We start from the raw sequence: 21767 nt of genomic DNA, 5'->3' as shown, positions 1-21767 counted from the left end.
GGCGATCATCCTAGGGTGCTCGTCAGTGGGGCGCTGATCAGTGCCTCGACGGTCGAATGGGGAATGCGATCGTGCCAACGCGCTGTGTTCAGCTCGTAGATACGCTCGCCTGCTTTGACGGCCGCGGTGCGATCGAGCAGGTAGCGGCGGCATTCGGCCACGAACTGCTCTTTGTCGTCGAAGGTGGGTAGCTCGAAAATCGAGTCGAGTGATCCGACCGCGGCGGAGGTTCCGACGACGGGTAGGCCCTTGCTCGCAGCATCGAGAATCTTGACGCGTACGCCGCCGCCGGTGGCGACGGGTGCGATGAGAGCGCGGCACGTGCCGAGAAATTCCTGCAGGTCGTCGACGAACCCGAGGTCGCGAACTCCGGCCGGATAGACGGGATCCTTGGCACCCGGGGCCTTCGCGCCGATGATGCACAGTTCGGCACCGTCGATGCCCGCGGAGATGGCAGGCCAGTACTCCAGAGCGATCTTGAAGGCTTCCTGATTCGGTGGCCAGTCGCGAGTACCCATGAACACCAGACGTTTCGCAGTGTCGGCCAGATTCAGCTGCGGCGCGGGTTCGAGGGTGAGGTCGATCCAACGGGCGTCACGTACACCCTTGTCTCGGTACATCTGTGCCTCGTCGGCGTCGTACGTCCCGACGGCATCCGCCGCCCGTGCGACTCGAATCTCGTCACGCAGGATGCGTGGTGCCTCGATGCGCCCGATCGTTCCGCGTGTCACCTTCCACACCTGCGATTCGGTGTTGACGGTATTGATGGCGAACGGTGATCCCAGTTTGGCCGAGCGCAGAAACGACTCGGCCATGTAACTGTGTTCGGCCACATACACATCGGAGGTGGATGCGTCGATGGCATCACGGAAGGCATCGACGTCGTAGCGCCCGTGGACCACCGAGCGGGTCGGCCTCAGCGACTTCGCCAGCAAACCGAAATCGACCTTCGGCTTGGGAACGCGGATGACGTCGGGGGCTACATCGGTCTCCTTGGACAGACAGATCGAGCGCACCTCGAAGGCCTCGCGCGCCAGCTGCATCATCAAGCGAGACAAGGCGATGTCGCCACCGTGTTCGGTGACGGGGTCCTTGGACAGCAGGAATGTTGCGCGTCTCATCGCGTCACTTCTTCTTTCACCGGGTCCCGGTACAGGGCGCGCATGAACCAGACGAGGAGTACGGCATCGGTAATCACCGACGCCACGGCTGCGCCGACGGCCCCGAAGGGAAACAGGCACAAGACGAGCACCATCTTCAGTGGCGCGAGCGTTGCGGCCGCCAACACTCGCGTGCGGTCGCGATGTTGGAGGTAGAGGACGGTGGTGAACACGTGATTCATCACCCGCATCACCACGAACAGTGACATCGCCACCAGGGCCCCGGCAACCTGCGGAGACGCCGGAGTGAATAAGAGTACGAGGCCGGTTGCCAACAGCAGGGATCCAGCGGCACCGCCGAGGATCGCCGTGTGCTTGAGTGCCGGACCGGCGCTGACCAATCCGTCTGCAGCACGCAACTTCTCGTGGAAGGTGTTGCCGAAGGCCTGGCCGATGAAGGCCACGGCCCACGCCGTCACTGCGGCAACGGAGTAGTAGCCGGCGATGGTGGAGTCGGTGAGGAAGCCGAGCAGCAGCACGTCACCCTGGATGTAGACAGCGTTGGCGAGGTTCTCCGAGAACAGCATCGACACTTCGCGCCATGATCCGGGGATCTGCGGAGCCGAGACTCGGGTCTGCAGCGCGGCCAGCAGCGCGATGACGAAATACGGTGCCGCGTAGAGCAAGCTGGCCGTCGTCAGCGACGGGTCGGGCACGGCGAACAGATACGCCGTCGCCAGCGCGATGGATGTCGCTTGCCGAGTGGTGTCCAGGCGCTGGGTCAGATCAGGACGGCCGTCGCGCAATGCCCTGCTCTTGTAGGCATTGAAGACCAACTCGCCGCCGCCGATGACGAGAGCGAACCAGGCGATGTAGCTCACCTGTAGCAGACAGAGCCCGCCGACGATCAGTACCGCACCGGTCAGCACCCGGGTGGTGCGCTCGCCCAGGAACTCTCGCTCGCTCACCCGGATGGAGCGGACGGTGAACGGGTGATCCAGTGGCGCTGCGACTATCGCGGCCAGCGCGAAGGCCATGGCGTATTGACCGTAGTCACTGATCCCGAGCTTGGCGATCAGCGCGACGGTCCACAGCAGACCGATACCTCGACCCCCGTAGGTCCACAAGGCGGCGACCCCGGCCTTGATCAGATTGCCGTTCATTTCGACCACCGCATCATTTCGACCACACCGACACGAAACTTTCGGCCACCAGGTGGGGAGCGTTGGCGCTGCGCAGCGTCTCCACTTCTCGGCGAAGCCGGGTCAGTGCGCCCCGATCGGTGACGAGGTGGGCTGTGGCATAGGCGATCTCGTCGGTTCCACCCGCGACAACCAATGCACCGCCATCGGTCTCGGACAGCGCGCCCTCTTCCAGGCAGACCACCGGGGTTCCGTAGGCGATGGCGCGGCTCACCGAACCGGAGGCAGGGAAGGCGTCGCCGTAGATGGATCGCTTGCCGTACGGCACCACGAGTGCGCGGATGGAGGCGAAGAAGGCGTCCTCGTCCGGTCCATTCACCTCTCCGAGAATCTCCACGCCTTCGACGGGGTCGAGGAGTTCGGTTCCGCGTCCGGCGATGTGAATGGCGATCTCACTGGGCAGCCGATCACGAAGTTGCTGAAGCTGATCGAATCCTTTACCGCGGTAAACGAACCCGAACAGGCCGACGGCAAGGGGGCGGTCCTCGGCCGGAGTGATGTCGGGACGTTCGGGGACGAAGTGCATCACGGCTTCGGCCGTGACGGCGGGGTAGCTGCGTTCCAGCGAGTCGGCACCGGAGCGGGTGAGTGCGAACAAGGTTCGGCTGCCCACCACGTTGCGTTCGAGTCGCCTCCACATCGCCCGAAGCGGATAGTGCAGGCCGTGATTGAGCACCTTCTTGCCGGCCAAGAACTTGGTGCGGGCGGGCCACCAGACGATGCCGGGTGGGTCGTGCACGGTTGCGGTCACCATCGGTTCGCCGCTGAGGCGAGCGGTCGCCCAGAACGGCATCACCGAGCCGCCGCTCAGCTCGCTGTGCACGATGACCCGACCCGGAGCGGCATCGACGATCTGTTGAATCGCTCTGCGATGCCTCAGAATATCGCGCACGCTGTGGGATCCGGGTCCGTCGTGGCGATACTCGATCACCTCGCCGAAATGGGGCCGGACAGCGGCAGCGAAGTCATCGGCGTAGTCGCCTACCCCGCCTACCCCGGATCGGGGGGCGAGGTAGACGAGTCGGCAATCACTCAGGGTCATCAGTAGAACAGCGGCCGATACTTCGGGCGGTACGCGAGTGCCTTGGGGTCACGCATCGCTCGCACCTTCGCGGGCACTCCAGCCACCACTTCGAGTTCGCCGACGTCTCCGCGCACCATCGAGCAACCACCGACGACGGCACCGCGGCCGAGGGTCACTCCACTGAGAAGCGTGCTGCGACTGGCAATCCACACGTAGTCGCCGATGACGCAGGGCTCGAGGATCGGGGTGAACTCGGGCGAGTTGTGGTCGTGATAGCCGGCGATGATGTGGGTGTCACTGGCGATGACGACGTTGCTGCCGATGGTGATGCCCCCACGGGCGTCGAGCATGCAGCGGAAGCCGATGGAGCAGGCATCGCCGATGGTGAGGCCTTCGGGGTCGAGGATGGTGGTGCCGCGGAAGATCGAGACGTCCTTACCGATCGTCGCTCCGAATGCACGCAGGAAGTTCTGCCGAATCCAATGTGACGGAATGAAAGTCACGAACATGTTGAAGCCGAGCGTGCCGATGCGATTGCGCAACTTCCGCTTGAACGTGATGTCCTGCATCTTGTAGTTGGATACGTCGTAGATCTCGGGTTCCGCGTCGCCTACAGGCCGTTCCACCGCTGTCATGCTGCCATCTCCTCGGTCATGTCGAACTCGACCATTGCCTTGACGATCTGATCGAAATTCTTGGTCGGTGCCCAGCCCAGCAGGTCTCGGGCTTTGGTGGCGTCGCCCACCATTCTTGCCGAGTCGACGGGTCTGAGCATCTCGGAATCGCTTCGGACATAGTCACGCCAGTCGTCGATCCCCACTGCCTCGAATGCGGTGGCAACGAAGTCCGCCACGCTGTGCGCCTCGCCGGTGGCGACGACGAAGTTGTCGCCCTTGCCGTAGTCGGCCATCGCTGCTATCGCTTCGACATAGTCCGGTGCCCAGCCCCAATCGCGCACCGAGGCGAGGTTGCCCAGCTCCAGCGTGTCGCGGGTGCCGCGGGAGATTGCGGCGGCGGCCTTGGTGATCTTGCGCGTCACGAAGGTCTCCGGACGTCGCGGCGATTCGTGGTTGAACAGGATTGCGTTGGTCGCTTCGAGTCCGCGAGTACGATAGACCTCGACCATGTTGTGGCTCAGGGCTTTCGACGCACCGTAGGGAGAAGTAGGCGCAACCCGGGTTCCTTCGTTCTGAAGGCGAACTCCGGATCCGGCGAAAATCTCGGCACTGGAGGCATTGATCATCACGATGCGTTTGCCCGACGCCTCTTGCTGGGTGAAGCAGGCATCGAGTAGCGCCGCCGCCGATACGCCGTTCACCCGGGTGGTGAGAACCGGGTCGTTCCACGATCGCCACACCGACGAGATACCGGCAAGGTGGAAGACGTAGTCGGGTTCGATGTCCTGGATCAGTGCTCGCGTCGTCCCGTGTTCGCTGAGCTCGATGTCGTGTTGTTCCACGAGCGGATTGACCGCGCGCTGCCGTGCACCGGGTTTGGCAACCCCGTGGATGGCCCAACCGCGATCGAGCAGCAGCTCAGCGAGGTAGCTACCGTCCTGGCCTGCCACTCCGGTGATCAGCGCGGTCGGGCGGTGCCCGGTGTTCACGCGATTGCGACCGCGTCGGGCGACTGCTCGGCAAGATCGTTCTGCACCATCATCGCAACCAGTTCCGGGAAAGCGACCTTCGGCTTCCAGCCCAGCGCTGCATGGGCTTTGGCGGAGTCGCCGACGAGTAGATCGACCTCAGCAGGACGGAAGAACTGAGGGTCGATCCTGACGTAACGCTCCCAGTCCGTGATGTCGACTGCGGCGAACGCGTGGTCCAGTAGCTCCCGGATGGAATGGGTCTCGCCGGTGGAGATCACGTAGTCGTCGGCCTCGTCCTGCTGCAGCATCAGATACATGGCCTCGACGTAGTCGCCGGCGAATCCCCAGTCGCGCTTGGCGTCGAGGTTGCCCAGCGAGATCTCGCTCTGCAACCCGAGAGCGATGCGAGCGACGGCCTGAGATACTTTGCGAGTGACGAATTCCGGTCCACGACGGGGGGATTCGTGGTTGAACAGAATGCCCGAGCTGGCGTGCATGCCGTAGGACTCGCGGTAATTAATGGTCATGTAGTGCCCATAGACCTTGGCGACGCCGTACGGGGATCGCGGCCACAGCAGTGTTTCCTCGCGCTGCGGCACCTGCTGGACCTTGCCGAACATCTCCGAGCTGGATGCCTGATAGAAGCGAACTTGCTTGCCCGATACCTGCTCGTACAGCCGGGTGGACTCGAGCATGTTCAGCACGCCGCCGCCGGTGACGTCGGTGGTGAGGCGGGCGTTCTCCCACGAATAGGCGACGAAGGAGACGGCTCCGAGGTTGTAGACCTCATCCGGGTCGGCGACGGCGAATGCCCGCATGAGGGCCGACAGATCCAGCAGATCGCCGTGCAGAATCTGAACCTGGGGTAGCTCGCGTTCGACCATGGCGGTCTTCGGGTTGTTCTGTCCGCGAATCAATCCGAAGACTTTGTAGCCCTTGCTCAGCAGCAGCTCGGCGAGATAGAGGCCGTCCTGGCCGGTGATGCCGGTGATCAGTGCGCGCTTGGTCATCACGATGCCGCCTTCTCCATGTTTTCCGTGTACATCTCGGACACCTCCGCGTGCAGTTCGGCGGCGAATCGTTCTTCGTTGAATTGATCGACGTGCGCTCGTATCTTCATTGGTTCCCATGTGATTCGTTCGAGTTCGGTTACGGCGTCACGAATCGAATCCGGTTGGGGCTGATCGAAGTACACCCCGGAGACGCCTTCCTCGACGGTGTCGAGGAAACCGCCCCAGCGCAACACTGCGCTGGGCTTGCCGTGGAAACCCGCTTCGATGGGGGTCAGTCCGTAGTCTTCATAGCTGGCGGCGATCAAACCGTTACAACCCTGGTAGAGCCGGGTCATCTGTCCCGAGGTGAGGTCGCTGAGCATCAGTACGTTGTCGGACTTGAGTTTTCGCAGTCGGTCGGCCTCGGGGCCGCGGCCGACGACGATCAGCTTGCGGTCGGTGCCGGCGAATGCGGCCATCACCTGGTCCACGTTCTTGTACGGCAGCAACCGTGAGATGCACAGGTAGTAACCGGAGCCTTGGAGAAATGCGTCCGCCTCGGGGATCGACTCGGGCGTCGTCGTCTCGACGGTGAAGGGTGCGGGCAGCACCGTCGACTCGATGCCGTACGCATCGGTGATGCGTTGTTGAACCACGGTGGAGATGGCGAGATACCGATCGGCCGACAGGGCGGCTCGTTGGTCCCAGGTGCGCAGAGGTGCTGAAAGTGTCTTCAGCGCTGCACGTTTGAGTGGACTTCGGCCCTCGCCGAGATACATCTGCGATTCGTACAACCAGCGTGCCGGGGAGTAGCAGTAGACGAGCTTGCGACCGGAGGTGTGGAAGCCGTGGGCCCAACCGCTGGTACTGGTGAGGACCACGTCGGCGTCGATCTCGATGGACGAGGACGCGAACGGGAGCAGCGGCAGCGCGGCTCGGTGATTCTTGCGCAGAAACCCGACTCGGTTCAATGCGGAGGATCGCACGTCGAGGTTCGAGAATTCGGGGAACGTGGTCGAGGGCTCGAAGAGCGTCGTGTAGATGGGTGCGGCGGGGAAAGCGCGAGCCATTGCCAGCACGACCTTTTCGGCACCGCCGCGCTGGGTCAAGTAGTCGTGGGCAATGGCGACTCGGGGCCTGGTGCCTTCGGTCATGCGTCCACCTGGCAGTACATGATCGAAGGAAGCTGCGACACAACACTATTCGTACTCATCAGTTACCTATCGTGTCGAACCGTACTCGAATGGAGCGAGAGACATCTCGAGCACCGATCGCGTTCGAGCGTGCGGCACTGCACGACGGAACCGTGGACAAATCGGCGTCCCCCGACGAGACATGCGAACAACGGACGTGATCCTGCCACGAAAAGTCATTCGTTCGCTGTATATGAATATCCGCTCACGCGACAAATAGATAGATCGAAGTGAGGTTCTTCACAACGCGAATTAATCCATCCGCCCGTCGAAACCGTACCTTCGCCCAGAGTTAACGCGTCCGCAATGAAAACGCCGAGAAAGGGCTTTCGGAACGTAGAAAAAGGGCTGAACGGTCTGTGAATTATCGAATAGCTATTTCAGAATTCAACGGGTGACAGTGGTCCCCACGAAAGGGGCCCAGGTGATCGCGCCGTACTGGAACGTGACGCGAACGCCGCCGCCGTATTGCGGGATTTCGTCGCTTGTGGCCGGGCCGAGGGTGGGATCCCAGGCGCTGAAGATGCCACCGCCGATGTTGTGTGTGCCGCCGATGGCGGTGGAGAACACACGAAGGCCGTAGGGGCTGTCGAAGTCCTGGTAGGTGCCGTTGAACGGTGTGGAGGGCAGGAAGCCGGTGTACCGGATGGCCTCCGCTACCGCGCGGGGTACGCCGACGAACCCGGTGGGCATCTCGTAGAGCACGGCGTCCTGGCGATACTGGGCCCATGTGTCGCGAACGGGGAACACCGGACCGAGGACGGCCCCGAAGTTGTTGGGAGCGGCCGCGAAGCGGTTGTACTCCGCGGTCCGCGGAATGTTGTTCTGCAGCAGGTTCATCAACGCCCACAGCGCGGGTTTGGCCGACCAATCGGTGCGCAGTAGTCCGAACGTCATCTCCGGATCGTTGCTGCCCGTCTGCTGGTCCCGTAGCTGGTACAGGAAGATGGGGCCGGTGTACGGCAACTCGCGCCACTTGGTGACGAAGTCGGTGATCAGCGCGCTCTGCTGATCCTCCGACGCCACGGACGTCGGCACGCCGTACTCGGTTCCCCAGATCTTCTTCGCGCTGTCGCCGTTGGCCACCATCGTGGCGCGCATGTCCATGACCTGCCGGGCCGGGGAGTGTTCGACGTAAGGGCCTTCGGAGAACTTCAGAGAGTACTGATATGGGTGGTAGGAGAGCGCGTCGAAATAGCCTTTCGCGCCCGCCGTGTACATCTGCTTGGTGAAGTCGACAGGGTTGACCACTCCGTACGCCTGCTCGGCCGCACCCAGTACTCCGCCCACGACCGTCGCGGCCGAGTCGGCTGCTTTGATCTTGGGATATGCGGCTTTGAGCAGTTCGGTGTATCCGGCGGCGTCGGGTTGCGGTCCGTAGAACATCGACCCGTTCGGCTCGTTCCAGACCTCGTAATCGGCAACTTTGCCCTTGTACCTGGCGGCTACTTTTCCCGCGAATTCACCGAATGCGGCCGGTGAGGCCGGACGAGTGCTGATGGGTTGGTTCACCGGAGAGGTTGCCCACGCGGGGGTGTAGGCAATGATTCCCAGCATCGAGATATTGGCTGATCGCAGTTTGTTCACCACGCGGTCGACGGGTGCCCAGTTCAGCTGGCCCTGGGTGGGCTCGACGGTGGGCCACGGAATGGCGATGCGCATGGATTTCACGCCCATAGCGGTGACGAACTGGACGGTGGTGTCCAGTTCGGCATCGGTGGACCAGAGCAGGCCGCCGCCGTCCGAGATGCCGACACCGGGGGGCGTCGGTGCTGCATGGGCCGGCGCGTGCGCCGTGAATGTAAGGCCGACAGCGACGAGCATCGCTGTTGTCGCTGAAACCGCTATGCGAAATCCACCGCGAAAGTGAACCATCTCGACATTCTTTCCACCAGGGGGCCCGTGCCGACGTTCGACGGGCCGGTGCGGTGAATCATTGCATCAGACACAAAGATTTGTACAAATACCAATATTCATTCCATTTGTTATGAAACTGCTGGTCGCGCTTCCGCAGTGGAAACCAAGTTTTTCGTTTCGACAGCAGTGGGGTTGTCGGTAGACGGCTCGGTTTCGGAGGACTTTTCCCATGCGAAGACGAGAAATGCGTACATCACCGAAAACGCCATCGTGGTCGCCGGGATCGTCACGACGGGGAAGTCCAGTTGCAGAGCGACGACGGCGAAGCCGATCATCCCGCCGCCGTAGAAGCCGTACTCCCACTGCCGAGCCCGCAACAGTTTGTATCCGACCACTGCTATTACGACGAGTATCGCGACGAACGCGATCCCGGCTACCAGCCCGCCGCGGTAGATGGTCAGCAATGGGGTGTTGGCCACGTAGTTCACCTCGAAAGCGACCGTGGGGTCTTTGAATTCCGCACGGCCCCAGCCCAGTCCGAACATCCAGTGACCCTGCATATGACCGGGGAATTCCACCAGGGCATCGCCGCGTGCACTCGAGCCGGCGTCCCCGCTGCCGAAGGACGAGAAGACGCGATTACGCACGCTCGGTACAGCGAGGGCTCCGACGAAAGAGGCGGCGAATGCGCCGACGATGGCGAGCCGTTCACGAGCACGCAGCTGTTGGAACGCCAACATCAGCAGTACGCCGAACACCACGGAGAACAGTGCTGCGCGCGAGAGCGTCATGACGATCGACAGGAACAGCAGTGCGGCAAGCATTGTGCGCAGGTAACCGCGTAGCAGCAGTACGCACAGCATCAGGGCCAGGACGAACCCGATGCCGGCGGCGTTGGGGTCGATGTACGTCCCGGCCAGGCGAACGGTGGTCGCTCCGGTGGGGCTGTAGACGAACCGAGTGCTTTCTTCTTCGCTGCCGTAGCCGAAGACCGACAGGTATCGAATCAACTTTCCGGCCGGATCGGCGACGAAGATCAACAGAGCGAAAGCGGCTGCGGCCGAGGCTGCGTAGACATAAATTCTGCCGAACAGCGCAAGCTCGTCGCGTTCCAAGCGCAGCAAACAGACGACGACCAATGTGGATACGAGCCATTGTCCGAATTCGACGTAGTCGACCAGTGCGCCACTCGTGGCGAACAACGACAATGCGGATAGGACGAGCAATGCGATCATCGGCATTTCCGGCCACGTGATGCGGCTCACTGCTGTGCGGTGAATCACAGTGGCGATGATGACCGCAATTCCCAAGGCGAAAACTAACGGAGCATGAACGCCGGGAACATATCCGAACGGCAAGGCGCCGAGTGAAAAAGCAAGAGCACGAGTCAAATACAGCGGATGACGTAGGCCGATGTACGCTCCCACGGTCAGCACGACAAGGGCGAACGCGCCCAGTTTCGCTGGAGTTCCGCCGAGAATCATTGCGAATGTAACGAAGACGGGGACAACCACGATGGCCGCCGCTCCGACTCGTTGCGTGATGCTCATAGGGTCTGATGTTGTCACGCTTTCATCCACTCGCAACATGTACGCCGTGCCGAATCGTTCGCTGCGCTTTACTCTTTCCCCTTGACCGATGTCATTCGATAGGAGCACTCGTGGAGATTCGAGAGTACGGGCGCATTCTTCGCGCGGGTTGGTGGATCGTCGCGCTCGCGATGGTCGTCGGCATCGTCGGAGGCTGGGCCTACACGTTCTTCACGACGCCGCAGTACCAAGCCTGCGCTCGTCTGTTCGTCACCACCGAAGGTGGCAGCTCGGTCGGCGAGGCCTACCAGAACAACCTGTTCTCACAGGAACGCGTCACCTCCTACGCCGGATTGGCAACCAGCACACAGGTTGCCCAGCGCGCGGTGAACCAGTTGCAGTTGGACATGTCTGCGGACGAACTGCGTTCACGGGTCACCGCCACCCCCATCGACAAGACGGTGTTGCTCGATCTCTGCGCCACCGACGAAGACCCTGCGGTCGCTCAGGTCTTGACCAACGCGGTCGCCGGTCAGCTGACTCAGCTGGTGCAGGAACTCGAAACCTCCCAGCGCGGCGGTAGCCCGGCCGCAGGAGCCACCATCGTCGATCAAGGCGACGTTCCGGCCGCACCGACAGGGATGGGACTGACGACCGTCCTCGGGCTCGGTGCCGCGATCGGCCTCGTCGTCGGTCTTGCCCTCGCGTTGCTCCGGGGACTGCTGGACCGTTCTGTTCGGGATCGATCGCGCGCGGAGGAGATTTCGGGCCGCTCCGTGCTCGGCGGGCTCCCGGTCGACGCGACGCGTCCGAGGGCAGCAGTGGCATCGATGATCAAGATGGGCGAGCCACTGCGCGCGTTGCGCACCAACATTCGCTTCCTCGGCGGTGGGTCGCCGCCCCGCGTCATCACCATCACCAGCCCGTCCGCGGCCGAAGGCCGCACCAGCACGGCCATCGATCTGGCGGCAATTCTCGCCGAAGCAGGGCACCGGGTACTGCTCGTCGGCGGAGATCTCCGCAGCGCAGCTCTAGGAACTCGCCTGGGCGTCGAGCAGCACAGCGGACTTTCCACGGTGCTCTCCGGTGAGCACGGCATCGAGGACGCCGTCGTGCACGATGGGTTCGACGGTGTATCGGTACTGCCCTCGGGCCCCGTACCACCCAACCCGAGCGAACTGCTCGGATCGGACCGTGCCCACGAGCTGCTCGAGGAACTGCGCGGCGACTACCGCTACGTCATCATCGACACCCCGCCCCTGCTCGAGGTCACCGACGGTGCGATTCTCACTGCATTGGCAGACGGCACTGTGGTTCTCGCACGTACCGGTCGAACGACGCGTGAGAAGCTGCGCCGCGCGATCAAGGTGCTCGACGGTGTCAGCGGCACCGTGTTGGGCGTCGTGACCACGTTCGAGCCGTCTGCCCGACGCCTCCTCGGTGGCACGTCCTCTTCGCCCCGAGAATCTTCGGTAAAGCCCTCTACCACAACAGCTTCCACGGTAGCTCCCTCGGTGCCCTTTCATCCCGTGGAAACCCGGCCCACGCCGGCGACGAGCGACACTGCGAGCTCCTCGGCGAGCAGAGGATAGCTTCGATGTCAGGTAGGTTCGCCGCCCAGGTCGGCCTTGTGCTGACCGTCGCGGCAGTGTTGGTCTCCTGTTCGCAGAATGCACCGGTGGTCATCCCTGCCGGCGCACCGACGGCTCCGGTCACGGCGTCCGCAACGGCGTCGGAGCCACCTCCTCCGTCGAATTTCGGTGGGACGGATCCGGGTTCGCTGATTTCCGCCGAACCGATAGAGGACATCGCTGTCGACATCACCGAGCTCGGTGCTTCCGCTACCCGGGTGGTGTATCGGTCGACATCCGGTGTCACCGGTCAACCGACGGAGGTGTCGGGAACCATCGTCGTTCCCGCCGGCATCGCGCCCGAGGGTGGTTGGCCGATCGTGTCGTTCGGGCACGGCACTACAGGAGTGCTGAACGCCTGCGGCCCGTCGCTGTACGCGAACCTGCTCGGCAATGCTCCTATCGTGGCCGCTCTGGCACTGAACGGTTTCGCGGTGGCGATGACCGACTATCAGGGTCTCGGGCTGGAGGGGTCCTATCATCCCTACCTCGACTCGAAGACATTCGGCTACAACATGATCGATGCCGTGCGCGCGGCCAGGAACTTCATGCCGACTCTGAGTAACCGGTGGTCGGCATATGGGGTCTCGCTCGGTGGCATGGCAGCCTGGGCAGCAAGTGACCGCAATGCCGAATACGGGGGCGGGCTCGAGCTGGTCGGTACGGCCGCAATGGTTCCGGTCTCGGATATGGCCGGCTTGGCCGATGCGGCTGCGAACGAGACGCTCACTCGTGCGCAGTACCCCCTGCTGATGTACGCGTTGCATTCGCTGGCCATCTCGCACCCTGAGATGAATCTGGACGACTACCGGTCCGGTCTCGCGCGGGAACGGTGGGACGACCTCCTCCAATGCGTCCCACCGGGGTCACTGGACGTACCCGAGTTGCAGACACAGCTCGAGCCCTCGGATCTGAAGCCGGCCAGCCAGGAGGCGACGGATCGTCTGCGCGGCTACCTCGCGGACATGGCTCTACCGCAACAGCGATCGACCACACCGTTGCTGGTCATGTACGGAAGCAAAGATGATCTCATCCTCGAACCGTGGACCGAGAAGGCGTTGCAACGCGCGTGTGACTCCGGAGACGTCGTCGAATACGAGCTGCACGAGGGCGAGGGCCACGGCAACCTGGACAGCAGTCGGTCGTTGCCGTGGGTCAAGGGCATGTTCGCCGGCCAACGGCCCGTCAACACATGTGAGCAGAAGCGATGATCGCGCCCGCCGGTGTGCCGACCTTGAAGGACTACGGCCGTTTTCTGTTGTCCGGCTGGGCTTTCATCCTGGCAGCGGCGGTACTGTCGGCGGGTGTCGCGTGGTTGGCTACATCGTTCGTGGAGCCGACGTACACGGCGGCGTCGCGAGTCTTCGTCACTGCGCCCGGTCCGCCGTCGCCCAAGAATTCGCTGGACGGTAACCGCGGATCTCTGGTTCGCGTCGAGTCGTACGTTCAACTTGCGACCGGCGAGCAGGTGTTGCGACGGGTGATTGCGTCCGAGAATCTGCCGATCGAGCCTACCGAGCTGAAGAAGGACATCACTGTTCTGCCGAGTCCCGGATCGGCACTGATCGAGATCTCGGTGGCGAACGCCGATGCCGTACGAGCCCGCGATATTGCCAATTCGGTTGCGGTGCAACTGGTGAAGCTGGCCGGGGAGATCGATCTGGGGGCGGACGGGCCGGTGTCCGTGCTGACTGTCGTGGACGCAGCCACCACCCCTATCTCGCCTACCGGTCCCGTGCGCACGAGCAACGCGATGCTGGGCGGCGTCATGGGGATCGTTCTGGGCAGCGTGCTCGTTCTTGCGCGGGGGATTTCGCGGGATTCGATCGATCATCGCGATCAGGTCGAACACTTGCTCGGGTACGTCACAGGGGAGAAGCAAAGCATGGGGGAGAAGCGATGACCTACAGGCGAACGGTGTTGCGCACAGCGGCAATGGCCGGCGCAGTGGCGCTGGCGTTGGTGATGGCGGGGTGCTCGTCCGACGATGCGCCGGTGGATCCACAATCCGTCGCAGTCGGGGCCACGCTGTCGGCCGATTACAGCGACGACGGTCCGGGTTCCCTGGACAGTGCGGAGGAGTTGCTCACCATCGATCGACGCCTCAGCGGAATTTCCTCCATCGCGGCGCGGGTGGTGTACACCTCGACGTCCGGAGTGGACGGGTCCGAGCAACGAATATCGGGCACCGTATTCGCCCCGGAAGGCGTAGCACCGGAGGGGGGTTGGCCGATCATTGCCTACGGCCACGGCACCACGGGAGTACTCGAGGATTGCGGTCCGTCGACCGATCCGGAGCTGCTCGGCAGCTCGCAGATCGTCGCGGCCCTGGTGCGCACCGGGCATGTGGTTGCGGTCTCGGACTATCAGGGACTCGGCCTGGACGGCACTTATCACCCGTATCTCGATGCACGGACCGTCGGGAACAACCTGATCGATTCGGTACGTGCCGCTCGCAAGTTGGTGCCGAACACCTCGACCCGATGGGCTTCGTTCGGTGGATCCCAGGGCGGTCAGGCCGCCTGGGCAGCAAACGAATTGGCCAAGACCTACGGCGCGGGTCTTGAGATGGTCGGGTCGGTCAGCCTGGTTCCCGCAGCGGACATCACCGGTTTGGCTGCCGCGGCCGCGAGCGGCACACTCACCGCGGACCAGAAGCCGCTGCTGCAGTGGGTTCTGGTGGGCTTGGCTCAGGCTCACCCCGAGCTGAACCTCGACGACTACCGCAGGGGCATCGTCGCCGAGCGGTGGGACGAGTTGTCGGCATGTGGCGGCGTCCTCGCGGCCGACCGTACGTCCCTGGCGGCGCAGATCAGCGACGACGATCTTCGCCCGGCAACTCCCGAGGCAACCGCCACGCTCGAGGGCTATCTGAAGGAGATGAGCCTGCCCAAGTCGCCTGCGTCGGCTCCGATGTTGGTGATCTACGGCGGCAAGGACACGTTGATCTCACAACCGTGGACGGATGCGGCGATCGCCGCCGGCTGCGGTAACGGTGACAGCATTCAGTATGTCCTTCAACCGAATTCCGGTCACGCAGACATCGACGGTGCTGCTGCGTTCGGATGGCTCGACGACCGGTTCGCCGGCACCGAGGCCATCAGCTTCTGCCCACCTCCGGCTCCGGTTTCCTGACCTTTCGAGAAGGCAGTCATGACAGCAACTCCAGACAGCACCGCGGCCGCAGCAACTGCACCCGCGCCTCCGGTGAGCAGCGAGTCCAAGCGGCCCGCTCGTATTCTCGGCCTCGACGGGCCACGCGGCTTCGCGTGCCTGTGTGTGCTCGCCGTACACGTCGGCGGTCACTACTCGCCGCAGACCGTCCTCACGTACAAGCTCGGGCTACTCGGTCAGGGACTCATTTTCTTCTTCGCACTGTCGGGGTTCCTCATCTTCCTGCCGATGGTGCGAAAGTTGTTCGCCGGTAAACCGATGCCGAACAATGTCAGTTACGCCATGCACCGCCTGCTACGGGTGTTTCCGGCGTACCTGTTCATCTTCCTGTTCGCCAACTTCGTCATGCGTGCAGTCTTCGTGGAGAACGCAGCTGTCGCAGAACAACATTTCACCGACAACGGCCTGGGCATCCTGTCCGATCCGTTGACGCTGCTCGCCAACCTCACACTGGTGCACTCGTACATACCGAGCATGCTGCAAACCGGGATCAACCCATCGTGGTCGCTGTCGTTGGAGTTCGCGTTCTACATCGCGCTTCCGCTGCTGACGGGAATCGCGTTCTATCTGCGTAAACGTACGTCCATCTCGGCCCCGGTGCTGGCGATGATCCCGGTGGTGATCATGTTCGTCATCGGGCTGACCGGAAAGCTCTACACCGCCTCGCTGGTGGGGCCGTCGGGCATCACCGATCCGAAACTGTTGGATTGGGGACCCAACGAGATCGCGGTGCTGAGCCGTAGCTTCTGGTCGTTGGCCGACAACTTCACGTACGGAATGCTTGCAGCCGTGGTGTTCGTCGCCATCGACAACGGAATCATGAAAGGTGCCATCGCAACCAAGATGCGGTGGTGGACGGGATTGGCAATGATTCCGACGGCGGCGATCTCACTGAAGCTGATCGACGACAACTCTCGCTGGCAGAGCTCCACCGTCGCCTTCGGTTCGGCCCTACTCATTTTGTTCATCATCGTTCCACTGGCGCGAGGCGAGAAGTCGTCGCTCGCCGAACGGGCCGATTGGGCACCGCTGAGCTACGTGGGCATGATCTCGCTCAGCGTGTACCTGTGGCACTTCCCCGTCCTGATCATGGTGGGTCGCTTCGGTTGGATGGCCGGTGACAGCCCGTTGGGCATGCTCCGCAACTTCATTGTGGTGGGAGCGATCAGCATCCTGTTCGGCTCGCTGACCTACCGGTTCATCGAAAAGCCTGCGCTGACCTACGCCCGTAGATTCAAGGCCAGCAAGTAGTTCCATGCGTAGGCATCGAGCGCTCACAGCCCTGCTGTTGCTGCCAGTGCTGGCCGGCTGCACCGCCGTCGTGCCGATCGGTGCGGACGTGCAGCGCGGCGTCGCGGCGGCGGTGCGGGGTGCGGACCCCGAGTCGATGGTGATTGCCGACCCGGGGACCGGAAGCGGATCCATCGTCAGTGCCGAGACCATGCCCAATCTGCCGATCCAGGTGCGACTTTCGGGTGTGAACGCCGCGCGGGTGGTGTATCGGTCGGTGCAGCCAGGGGTCGGTGAGCGCGAGGTGTCGGGAAGCGTCTTCACTCCGGAAGGAGATGCTCCTGACGGCGGCTGGCCGATCATCTCCTACGCTCACGGAACCACGGGCATAGAGCAAGCCTGTGCGCCGTCGGAATCCAGCTCGCTACTCGGTGCGTCGGCGCTCGTACAGGGCTACACCACAGCGGGATTCGCGGTGGCCATCACCGACTACGAGGGACTGGGACACCCCGGCAATCACGCGTACCTGGACAACATCACGGCCGGCTACGACGTCATCGATGCCGTCCGGGCCCTGCGCACCGTCTTCCCCGACGCGGGTACCCGGTGGGCTGCGTTCGGTGGTTCGCAGGGCGGCGGCGCAGCATGGGCAGCGAACGAAGTCGCCGGCTCCTACGCCCCCGAGTTGAATCTGGTCGGTGCGGTGGCGCTGGCTCCGGGTGCGAACATGGTCGGCTTGGTGGACAAGGCCATCGCGGGGACGCTGACCGTGGATCAGGGTCCGCTGCTGCAATGGGTACTCGAGTCGTTGTCGCGACGTGATCCTGCTCTGAATCTCGACGACTACCGCAGCGGCAACGCCGCGCAGGACTGGGCTGCCCTCACCGGGTGTACCCCGGACAAGGCCGGCGCCCGCGACGACGCGGTGAAACGCCTCGGCAACAGAGACTTTGCGCCCAAGTCCGATGATGCTGCGTCGGCACTGCGCAAGGCGTTGACGGCGATGGCCGTGCCCACGGGGCCGGCGTCGGCACCGATGCTGGTGGCCTACGGCGACGCCGACACCTTTATCGACGCGGCGTGGACGGACGCGGCACTCGAGCGCGCCTGCGCGTTCGGAGACGTAATCACCATCGACAGGCAGGCCGGGCGGGGGCACGGAGACGTCAACGGCGACGCCGTCAATCAGTGGATAGGTGATCGATTCGCCGGGACACCGGCGCAGAACGATTGCGAGTGAGGGGGATGGCATGGGGATGCGCAAAGATGTGATGGTCCGAGCAAAAGATGTCGTGAAACGGCGTTTGGGACGGGGTATCTCGGTAGTCGGCTTCGACGAGCCTTACTTGGTGGTGGCTGTGCTGGGGCAGTCAAATGCACATGGCGCAGGCGTTGGGTTGGACAGGTCGGGTCTCGACGCTCCGCATCCTCGGGTCCATCAGTGGGCGGCGTCGGGGCGGTCGAAGAACACCATCGTGGCGGGCAGCAATCCGCTGTTTCACGAGGTTCCCTCCAAAGCAGTGGGGTTCGGCCCGACGTTCGCAGCGCACCTGGCGGATACGACGGGAAAGCCGGTGTTGCTCGTCCCGTATGCGCGCGGAGACTCGGGTTTTGCGCGCATTCATGGCATCTCGTGGGATCCGGCCGATACCGAGGCGCGCGTCAACTTGTTCTGGGATGCCATGCAGCGCATCGGAACCGGCATGGCGACCACGCCCGGCAACAAGCTCGCTGCGGTGCTGTGGCATCAGGGCGAGAGTGATGTGCCCTTGCTGACCGGGCCGGTGTACGCCGAGAAGCTCGACTCCCTCATCGACGCGCTGCGTGCAGAATTCGGTGATGTGCCGTTCGTTCTGGGGCAGATGGTGCCGGACGAGATCGAATCAGGGGAGCCCAATTACGCCGTCATCGACGCGGTGCATGCCGACACACCACACCGACGAGCGAATGTTGCGTACGTGCCGGGTCCGAGGGGCCTGTACAACAGCGAGACCGAGAAGATTCACTACAGCGGTGCAGGGCAACGGGAATTGGGGCAGCGAATGTGGATGGCCTTCGTCGGCCTGTCATCGCGTATCCAGTAGCTGTAGTCCACGATGTGCTCCGATCGTCACTTTTTGTGGCGCAGGGTCGAGACGATGCTGTCGATGTCACCGGGTGCCAGGGCTCCGTCGATTTTTTGGTCGGTCTGCACCATGAACACGGCGACGGTTGCATTCGAGTAGCCCTGTGTTGCCACCACATCGAAGGTGGCTTCGGTGGGGTCGCAGGCGAACTTCTGTGCAAGGTTGCGCGCGTAAACCGAGTAGCGAACAGCAGGTGCCCCGTCGATCGCGAACTCTGTCGGTTCTGAATAAGCGATCTGTACAGCATCGTTCGGCTCGTCCCGGAAGATGCTCTCGGCCAGTCGGCTTACCTCGAATGCCGCAGTGGCCACATTGATTCCGTTACGACCGGTTATGCCCGTGATTGCTTTGCGGGCTCCGTCTCGATGCTCAGGGCAGTAGTCGTAGCCGTGCATGGCGATGCCTCCGAACGTGACCGACCCTGTGTCGCTCTCCCAGCCCGCAACAGCCTGGGAGCCGTCTCGCCAATCACCGGGCACCGTATAGCTGATGCCGTACTTGGTATCGATGGGGATGGGGTCACCCTCGGGCACGACGTTCTGGGGAGGCGGAAACTCCATCGAGGGAAATTCGGGTGGCGGTTTCGGCCGGGTGGACGTTGCCGTCGAGGAACTGGTTGCCGCTGGGCTCGTAACCTGAGTCGTAGTGGTGGCCGGAAACGCTGCGCCTTGGTGCTCACCGGGCGCTTGCGGCCCGAGCTTGGGTAGCACGAGTCCGACGAACACGAGCAGTCCCAGCAACCCCGCCACGCGCAACAGGCGCACCTTCAGACTCACGACGCTCCCCCCGAAGTTGCCACACGGTAGCACCCTGGTGTCGGTCCTACGTTCGACCGACACCGCTTGACATCGAGTGTCGATGTGTTGCTTAGTGGTGCCCGGGAGTGGGGCGGAATGGGGAATTCGGCGCTGCCGGAAATGCAGTGGACGCCTCGGGTTAATGCGCTCGAAACATGTAACGACCTGCGGCGCAATGTCGATCACACTATCGTTACCACGAGTCACGTTCAGTAAGAATGAGCAGACAGTAGGACGGGGAGGCACGGTGCTGTGTCGGTCGCGGGAGTTCGACAGGGCACACGTACCGAGGGGGAATCAATGTCGGTGAGCGATGTGAATACAACAGATTCGGTAGTTTCCCGGCGCGACGCGAGGAGGATGCGACGGGTGGCGTCGCGTCGCGTATGGGAAGCGCACTACACCGAGGGTCTACGGGTAACCGACACTCTCGTTGTTCTCGGTGCCGTCACGGTCGCTCAGATCATTCGGTTCGGCGATATCGATTTTCGAGAGCCGATGGCCATCATGAGCTATTTCGGCGTATCGACCGTACTGGCGGTTCTGTGGCTGGCGTTCCTCGCCATTTTCCGCAGCCGTTCCCCACGGGTGATCGGCAACGGTTCGGAGGAGTATCGACGCATCGTCTCGGCCACGTTCCGCTTGTTCGGCACAATCGCCATTCTCTCGCTGCTGTTCCGCTTCGACATTGCTCGTTTGTATCTCGCCATCGCGCTACCCGTCGGAATGATCGGCCTACTGCTGAGTCGGTGGATGTGGCGCAAGGTTGTCGCCCGCAAGCGCGCGAGTGGCGGCTATCAGACCTCGGTTCTCATCGTCGGCAGCCGTAGTTCGGCACTGTCGATGGCCAGGTCATTCGAGCGTTCACCCGAAGCCGGCTACAGCGTCGTCGGAATCTGCCTCCCCAACTACGAGCCCGGCAATGACACGTCCTTCACCATCGACGGCGTCGAGATCCCCGTGTTGGGGGACGAGCACAGTGTTGTCGAGGCCATCGAAACCTCCGGAGCAGACACTGTGGCGGTGACGGCCACCGAGCACATCGGCCACCACGGCCTGCGAAAGATGGTGTGGGACCTAGAGAAGAAGAAGGTGGACCTCGTCGTGTCGCCTGGGGTTATGGACGTGGCAGGCCCGCGCCTGGTGATGCGGCCGGTGGCGAACTTCCCGCTGATCCATGTCGAGAAGCCTCAATACAACGGGGCGAAGCGGTTCGGCAAGACGGCATTCGACTTCGTGTTCGCCGCATCCGTACTCCTGCTGATCTCACCGATCCTCATCGCGCTCGCGGTGATCATCAAGCTCACCAGCAAGGGCTCGATCTTCTACCATTCCGAGCGAATGGGTATCGACGGCAAGCCATTCCAGATGATCAAGTTCCGCAGCATGGTGCAGGACGCAGACAAGCGTGTCCAGGAACTAGCCGCGCTCAACGAGGGCGCGGGCGGCGTGTTGTTCAAGATGCGCGACGACCCACGGGTGACCCGTGTCGGCAAAGTTATGCGCAAGTTCAGCCTCGACGAGCTGCCCCAGTTCGTCAACGTGCTCAAGCGCGAGATGAGTGTGGTCGGTCCGCGGCCGCCATTGCGCAGTGAAGTGGAAACCTACGACGGCGAGGTGCGACGCCGGTTGCTCGTCAAGCCGGGTATCACCGGGTTGTGGCAGGTGAGCGGCCGATCCGATCTGTCGTGGGAGGAAAGCGTTCGCCTCGATCTTTCGTACGTGGAGAACTGGTCCATGACGGGGGATCTACTCATCGTCGCCAAGACCGCAGTGGCCGTCTTCAAGAGCGAAGGCGCGTACTGACGTCGGCGTCCGTCAGGCCTTGCTTACCCTGCAGGCGGTCGGTTTTGTTCGTATCATGTTGTGATGTCGACTATTTCCGAGAATGGATTCGGTACTACCATGGCGCAGAATTCATTTCATGATTTCTTGTCCGACCGAGTAGACCAGATTGCACGCGTGCATCTAAATAGGTCGACGTCACTGCACGCAGTGATCTCGGACAGTGTGGACGGCTACACCTCGGCGTTCGCCGAATATCACGGCACCGAGGCCCCGTTGGACCTGCTCGCTCCGGAAGTGCGCACCGAACTCAGTGATTTCATCCATCGCTGCGCCGAGGCCGTCGAGGAACCCGAGAACCCGCAGTTTCCCGTTCGTCGCTGAGATCCTCGCTGTTTGGCCGACTGCTCGAGGGGTAACTCCCTGATGCTCATGTGCAGTTAAGCCCGGCTTATCCGGTCGTTTGCCTCGAGCACTCAGTGTCGTACCGATACTGCGGCTCCGTCGTGGTTGCGGTCGAAACCAAGGAGATTGCCGGC

Annotated in this window: 19 protein-coding genes; 9 read left to right on the top strand and 10 right to left on the bottom strand. The window is 62.8% G+C overall.

Going from position 1 to position 21767, the window contains the following annotated elements:
* Positions 1-5: 5 nt before the first annotated feature.
* From ACFI9K_RS01790 to ACFI9K_RS01750, 9 genes are all read right to left on the bottom strand, one after another.
* Positions 6-1121 carry a glycosyltransferase gene (locus ACFI9K_RS01790; RefSeq protein WP_462661935.1) on the bottom strand — a complete coding sequence of 372 codons (1116 nt, stop codon included), beginning with the start codon at positions 1119-1121 and terminating at the stop codon, positions 6-8.
* Positions 1118-2263 (bottom strand): lipopolysaccharide biosynthesis protein, encoded by a 1146-nt coding sequence (locus tag ACFI9K_RS01785; RefSeq protein WP_462661934.1) that lies wholly within the window; start codon positions 2261-2263, stop codon positions 1118-1120. Before ACFI9K_RS01785 ends, ACFI9K_RS01790 begins: the two co-directional genes overlap by 4 nt.
* Before the next feature lie 13 nt (positions 2264-2276).
* Positions 2277-3344, bottom strand: a complete 1068-nt coding sequence (locus tag ACFI9K_RS01780) for a glycosyltransferase (RefSeq protein WP_462661933.1) — start codon at positions 3342-3344, stop codon at positions 2277-2279.
* Positions 3344-3961 carry an acyltransferase gene (locus ACFI9K_RS01775; protein ID WP_094703050.1) on the bottom strand — a complete coding sequence of 206 codons (618 nt, stop codon included), beginning with the start codon at positions 3959-3961 and terminating at the stop codon, positions 3344-3346. The genes ACFI9K_RS01780 and ACFI9K_RS01775 overlap by 1 nt, the downstream gene beginning before the upstream one ends.
* A complete protein-coding gene (locus tag ACFI9K_RS01770) occupies positions 3958-4932 on the bottom strand; it encodes a GDP-mannose 4,6-dehydratase (RefSeq protein WP_462661931.1) in 975 nt (324 codons plus the stop codon). Before ACFI9K_RS01770 ends, ACFI9K_RS01775 begins: the two co-directional genes overlap by 4 nt.
* The gene (locus ACFI9K_RS01765) at positions 4929-5924 is read right to left on the bottom strand and encodes a GDP-mannose 4,6-dehydratase (RefSeq protein ID WP_462661930.1); all 996 of its coding nucleotides are present in this window, start codon (positions 5922-5924) and stop codon (positions 4929-4931) included. Before ACFI9K_RS01765 ends, ACFI9K_RS01770 begins: the two co-directional genes overlap by 4 nt.
* On the bottom strand, positions 5924-7060 hold the full coding sequence (locus tag ACFI9K_RS01760) for a glycosyltransferase (RefSeq protein WP_462661929.1): 1137 nt from the start codon (positions 7058-7060) through the stop codon (positions 5924-5926). The genes ACFI9K_RS01765 and ACFI9K_RS01760 overlap by 1 nt, the downstream gene beginning before the upstream one ends.
* A gap of 426 nt (positions 7061-7486) precedes the next feature.
* On the bottom strand, positions 7487-8923 hold the full coding sequence (locus ACFI9K_RS01755; protein ID WP_462661928.1) for a cellulase family glycosylhydrolase: 1437 nt from the start codon (positions 8921-8923) through the stop codon (positions 7487-7489).
* A 161-nt stretch (positions 8924-9084) separates the two neighbouring features.
* On the bottom strand, positions 9085-10506 hold the full coding sequence (locus ACFI9K_RS01750; RefSeq protein WP_462661927.1) for an O-antigen ligase domain-containing protein: 1422 nt from the start codon (positions 10504-10506) through the stop codon (positions 9085-9087).
* A 110-nt stretch (positions 10507-10616) separates the two neighbouring features.
* Here ACFI9K_RS01750 and ACFI9K_RS01745 point away from each other — a divergent pair, with 110 nt between their 5' ends.
* The 7 genes from ACFI9K_RS01745 to ACFI9K_RS01715 are packed head-to-tail and all read left to right on the top strand — an operon-like array spanning position 10617 to position 18604.
* Complete coding sequence (locus ACFI9K_RS01745; RefSeq protein WP_462661926.1) at positions 10617-12077, top strand: tyrosine-protein kinase domain-containing protein; 1461 nt, start codon at positions 10617-10619, stop codon at positions 12075-12077.
* 5 nt (positions 12078-12082) lie between these two features.
* Positions 12083-13327 (top strand): alpha/beta hydrolase family protein, encoded by a 1245-nt coding sequence (locus ACFI9K_RS01740; protein WP_462661925.1) that lies wholly within the window; start codon positions 12083-12085, stop codon positions 13325-13327.
* Entirely contained in the window at positions 13324-14019 is a 696-nt protein-coding gene (locus ACFI9K_RS01735) for a YveK family protein (RefSeq protein ID WP_462661924.1), read from the top strand. The genes ACFI9K_RS01740 and ACFI9K_RS01735 overlap by 4 nt, the downstream gene beginning before the upstream one ends.
* A complete protein-coding gene (locus tag ACFI9K_RS01730; RefSeq protein WP_462661923.1) occupies positions 14016-15251 on the top strand; it encodes a lipase family protein in 1236 nt (411 codons plus the stop codon). The genes ACFI9K_RS01735 and ACFI9K_RS01730 overlap by 4 nt, the downstream gene beginning before the upstream one ends.
* Positions 15252-15269: 18 nt before the next feature.
* Positions 15270-16541, top strand: a complete 1272-nt coding sequence (locus tag ACFI9K_RS01725) for an acyltransferase family protein (RefSeq protein WP_462661922.1) — start codon at positions 15270-15272, stop codon at positions 16539-16541.
* Between the two features lie 4 nt (positions 16542-16545).
* On the top strand, positions 16546-17760 hold the full coding sequence (locus tag ACFI9K_RS01720; protein WP_462661921.1) for a lipase family protein: 1215 nt from the start codon (positions 16546-16548) through the stop codon (positions 17758-17760).
* A gap of 52 nt (positions 17761-17812) precedes the next feature.
* Complete coding sequence (locus ACFI9K_RS01715; protein WP_462661920.1) at positions 17813-18604, top strand: sialate O-acetylesterase; 792 nt, start codon at positions 17813-17815, stop codon at positions 18602-18604.
* 26 nt (positions 18605-18630) lie between these two features.
* On the opposite strand, the gene ACFI9K_RS01710 is transcribed toward ACFI9K_RS01715, so the two are convergent.
* Positions 18631-19422 (bottom strand): hypothetical protein, encoded by a 792-nt coding sequence (locus tag ACFI9K_RS01710; RefSeq protein ID WP_462661919.1) that lies wholly within the window; start codon positions 19420-19422, stop codon positions 18631-18633.
* Positions 19423-19743: 321 nt separating this feature from the next.
* Here ACFI9K_RS01710 and ACFI9K_RS01705 point away from each other — a divergent pair, with 321 nt between their 5' ends.
* Both ACFI9K_RS01705 and ACFI9K_RS01700 read left to right on the top strand, forming a co-directional pair.
* Positions 19744-21249 (top strand): sugar transferase, encoded by a 1506-nt coding sequence (locus ACFI9K_RS01705; RefSeq protein WP_462661918.1) that lies wholly within the window; start codon positions 19744-19746, stop codon positions 21247-21249.
* A 156-nt stretch (positions 21250-21405) separates the two neighbouring features.
* Positions 21406-21612, top strand: coding sequence for a hypothetical protein (locus ACFI9K_RS01700; protein ID WP_462661917.1), 207 nt, complete (start codon positions 21406-21408; stop codon positions 21610-21612).
* The last annotated feature ends 155 nt before the right edge of the window (positions 21613-21767 follow it).

Source organism: Rhodococcus sp. PSi06, from assembly GCF_054960675.1.
This window is presented reverse-complemented; position numbering and strand designations above follow the sequence as displayed.

Coding starts and splice junctions, on each gene's coding strand:
- ACFI9K_RS01790 (WP_462661935.1), bottom strand. CDS start 1,121: ATGAGACGCGCAACATTCCTGCTGTCCAAGGACCCCGTCACCGAACAC.
- ACFI9K_RS01785 (WP_462661934.1), bottom strand. CDS start 2,263: ATGAACGGCAATCTGATCAAGGCCGGGGTCGCCGCCTTGTGGACCTAC.
- ACFI9K_RS01780 (WP_462661933.1), bottom strand. CDS start 3,344: ATGACCCTGAGTGATTGCCGACTCGTCTACCTCGCCCCCCGATCCGGG.
- ACFI9K_RS01775 (WP_094703050.1), bottom strand. CDS start 3,961: ATGACAGCGGTGGAACGGCCTGTAGGCGACGCGGAACCCGAGATCTAC.
- ACFI9K_RS01765 (WP_462661930.1), bottom strand. CDS start 5,924: ATGACCAAGCGCGCACTGATCACCGGCATCACCGGCCAGGACGGCCTC.
- ACFI9K_RS01760 (WP_462661929.1), bottom strand. CDS start 7,060: ATGACCGAAGGCACCAGGCCCCGAGTCGCCATTGCCCACGACTACTTG.
- ACFI9K_RS01755 (WP_462661928.1), bottom strand. CDS start 8,923: ATGCTCGTCGCTGTCGGCCTTACATTCACGGCGCACGCGCCGGCCCAT.
- ACFI9K_RS01750 (WP_462661927.1), bottom strand. CDS start 10,506: ATGAGCATCACGCAACGAGTCGGAGCGGCGGCCATCGTGGTTGTCCCC.
- ACFI9K_RS01740 (WP_462661925.1), top strand. CDS start 12,083: ATGTCAGGTAGGTTCGCCGCCCAGGTCGGCCTTGTGCTGACCGTCGCG.
- ACFI9K_RS01735 (WP_462661924.1), top strand. CDS start 13,324: ATGATCGCGCCCGCCGGTGTGCCGACCTTGAAGGACTACGGCCGTTTT.
- ACFI9K_RS01730 (WP_462661923.1), top strand. CDS start 14,016: ATGACCTACAGGCGAACGGTGTTGCGCACAGCGGCAATGGCCGGCGCA.
- ACFI9K_RS01725 (WP_462661922.1), top strand. CDS start 15,270: ATGACAGCAACTCCAGACAGCACCGCGGCCGCAGCAACTGCACCCGCG.
- ACFI9K_RS01720 (WP_462661921.1), top strand. CDS start 16,546: ATGCGTAGGCATCGAGCGCTCACAGCCCTGCTGTTGCTGCCAGTGCTG.
- ACFI9K_RS01705 (WP_462661918.1), top strand. CDS start 19,744: ATGTCGGTGAGCGATGTGAATACAACAGATTCGGTAGTTTCCCGGCGC.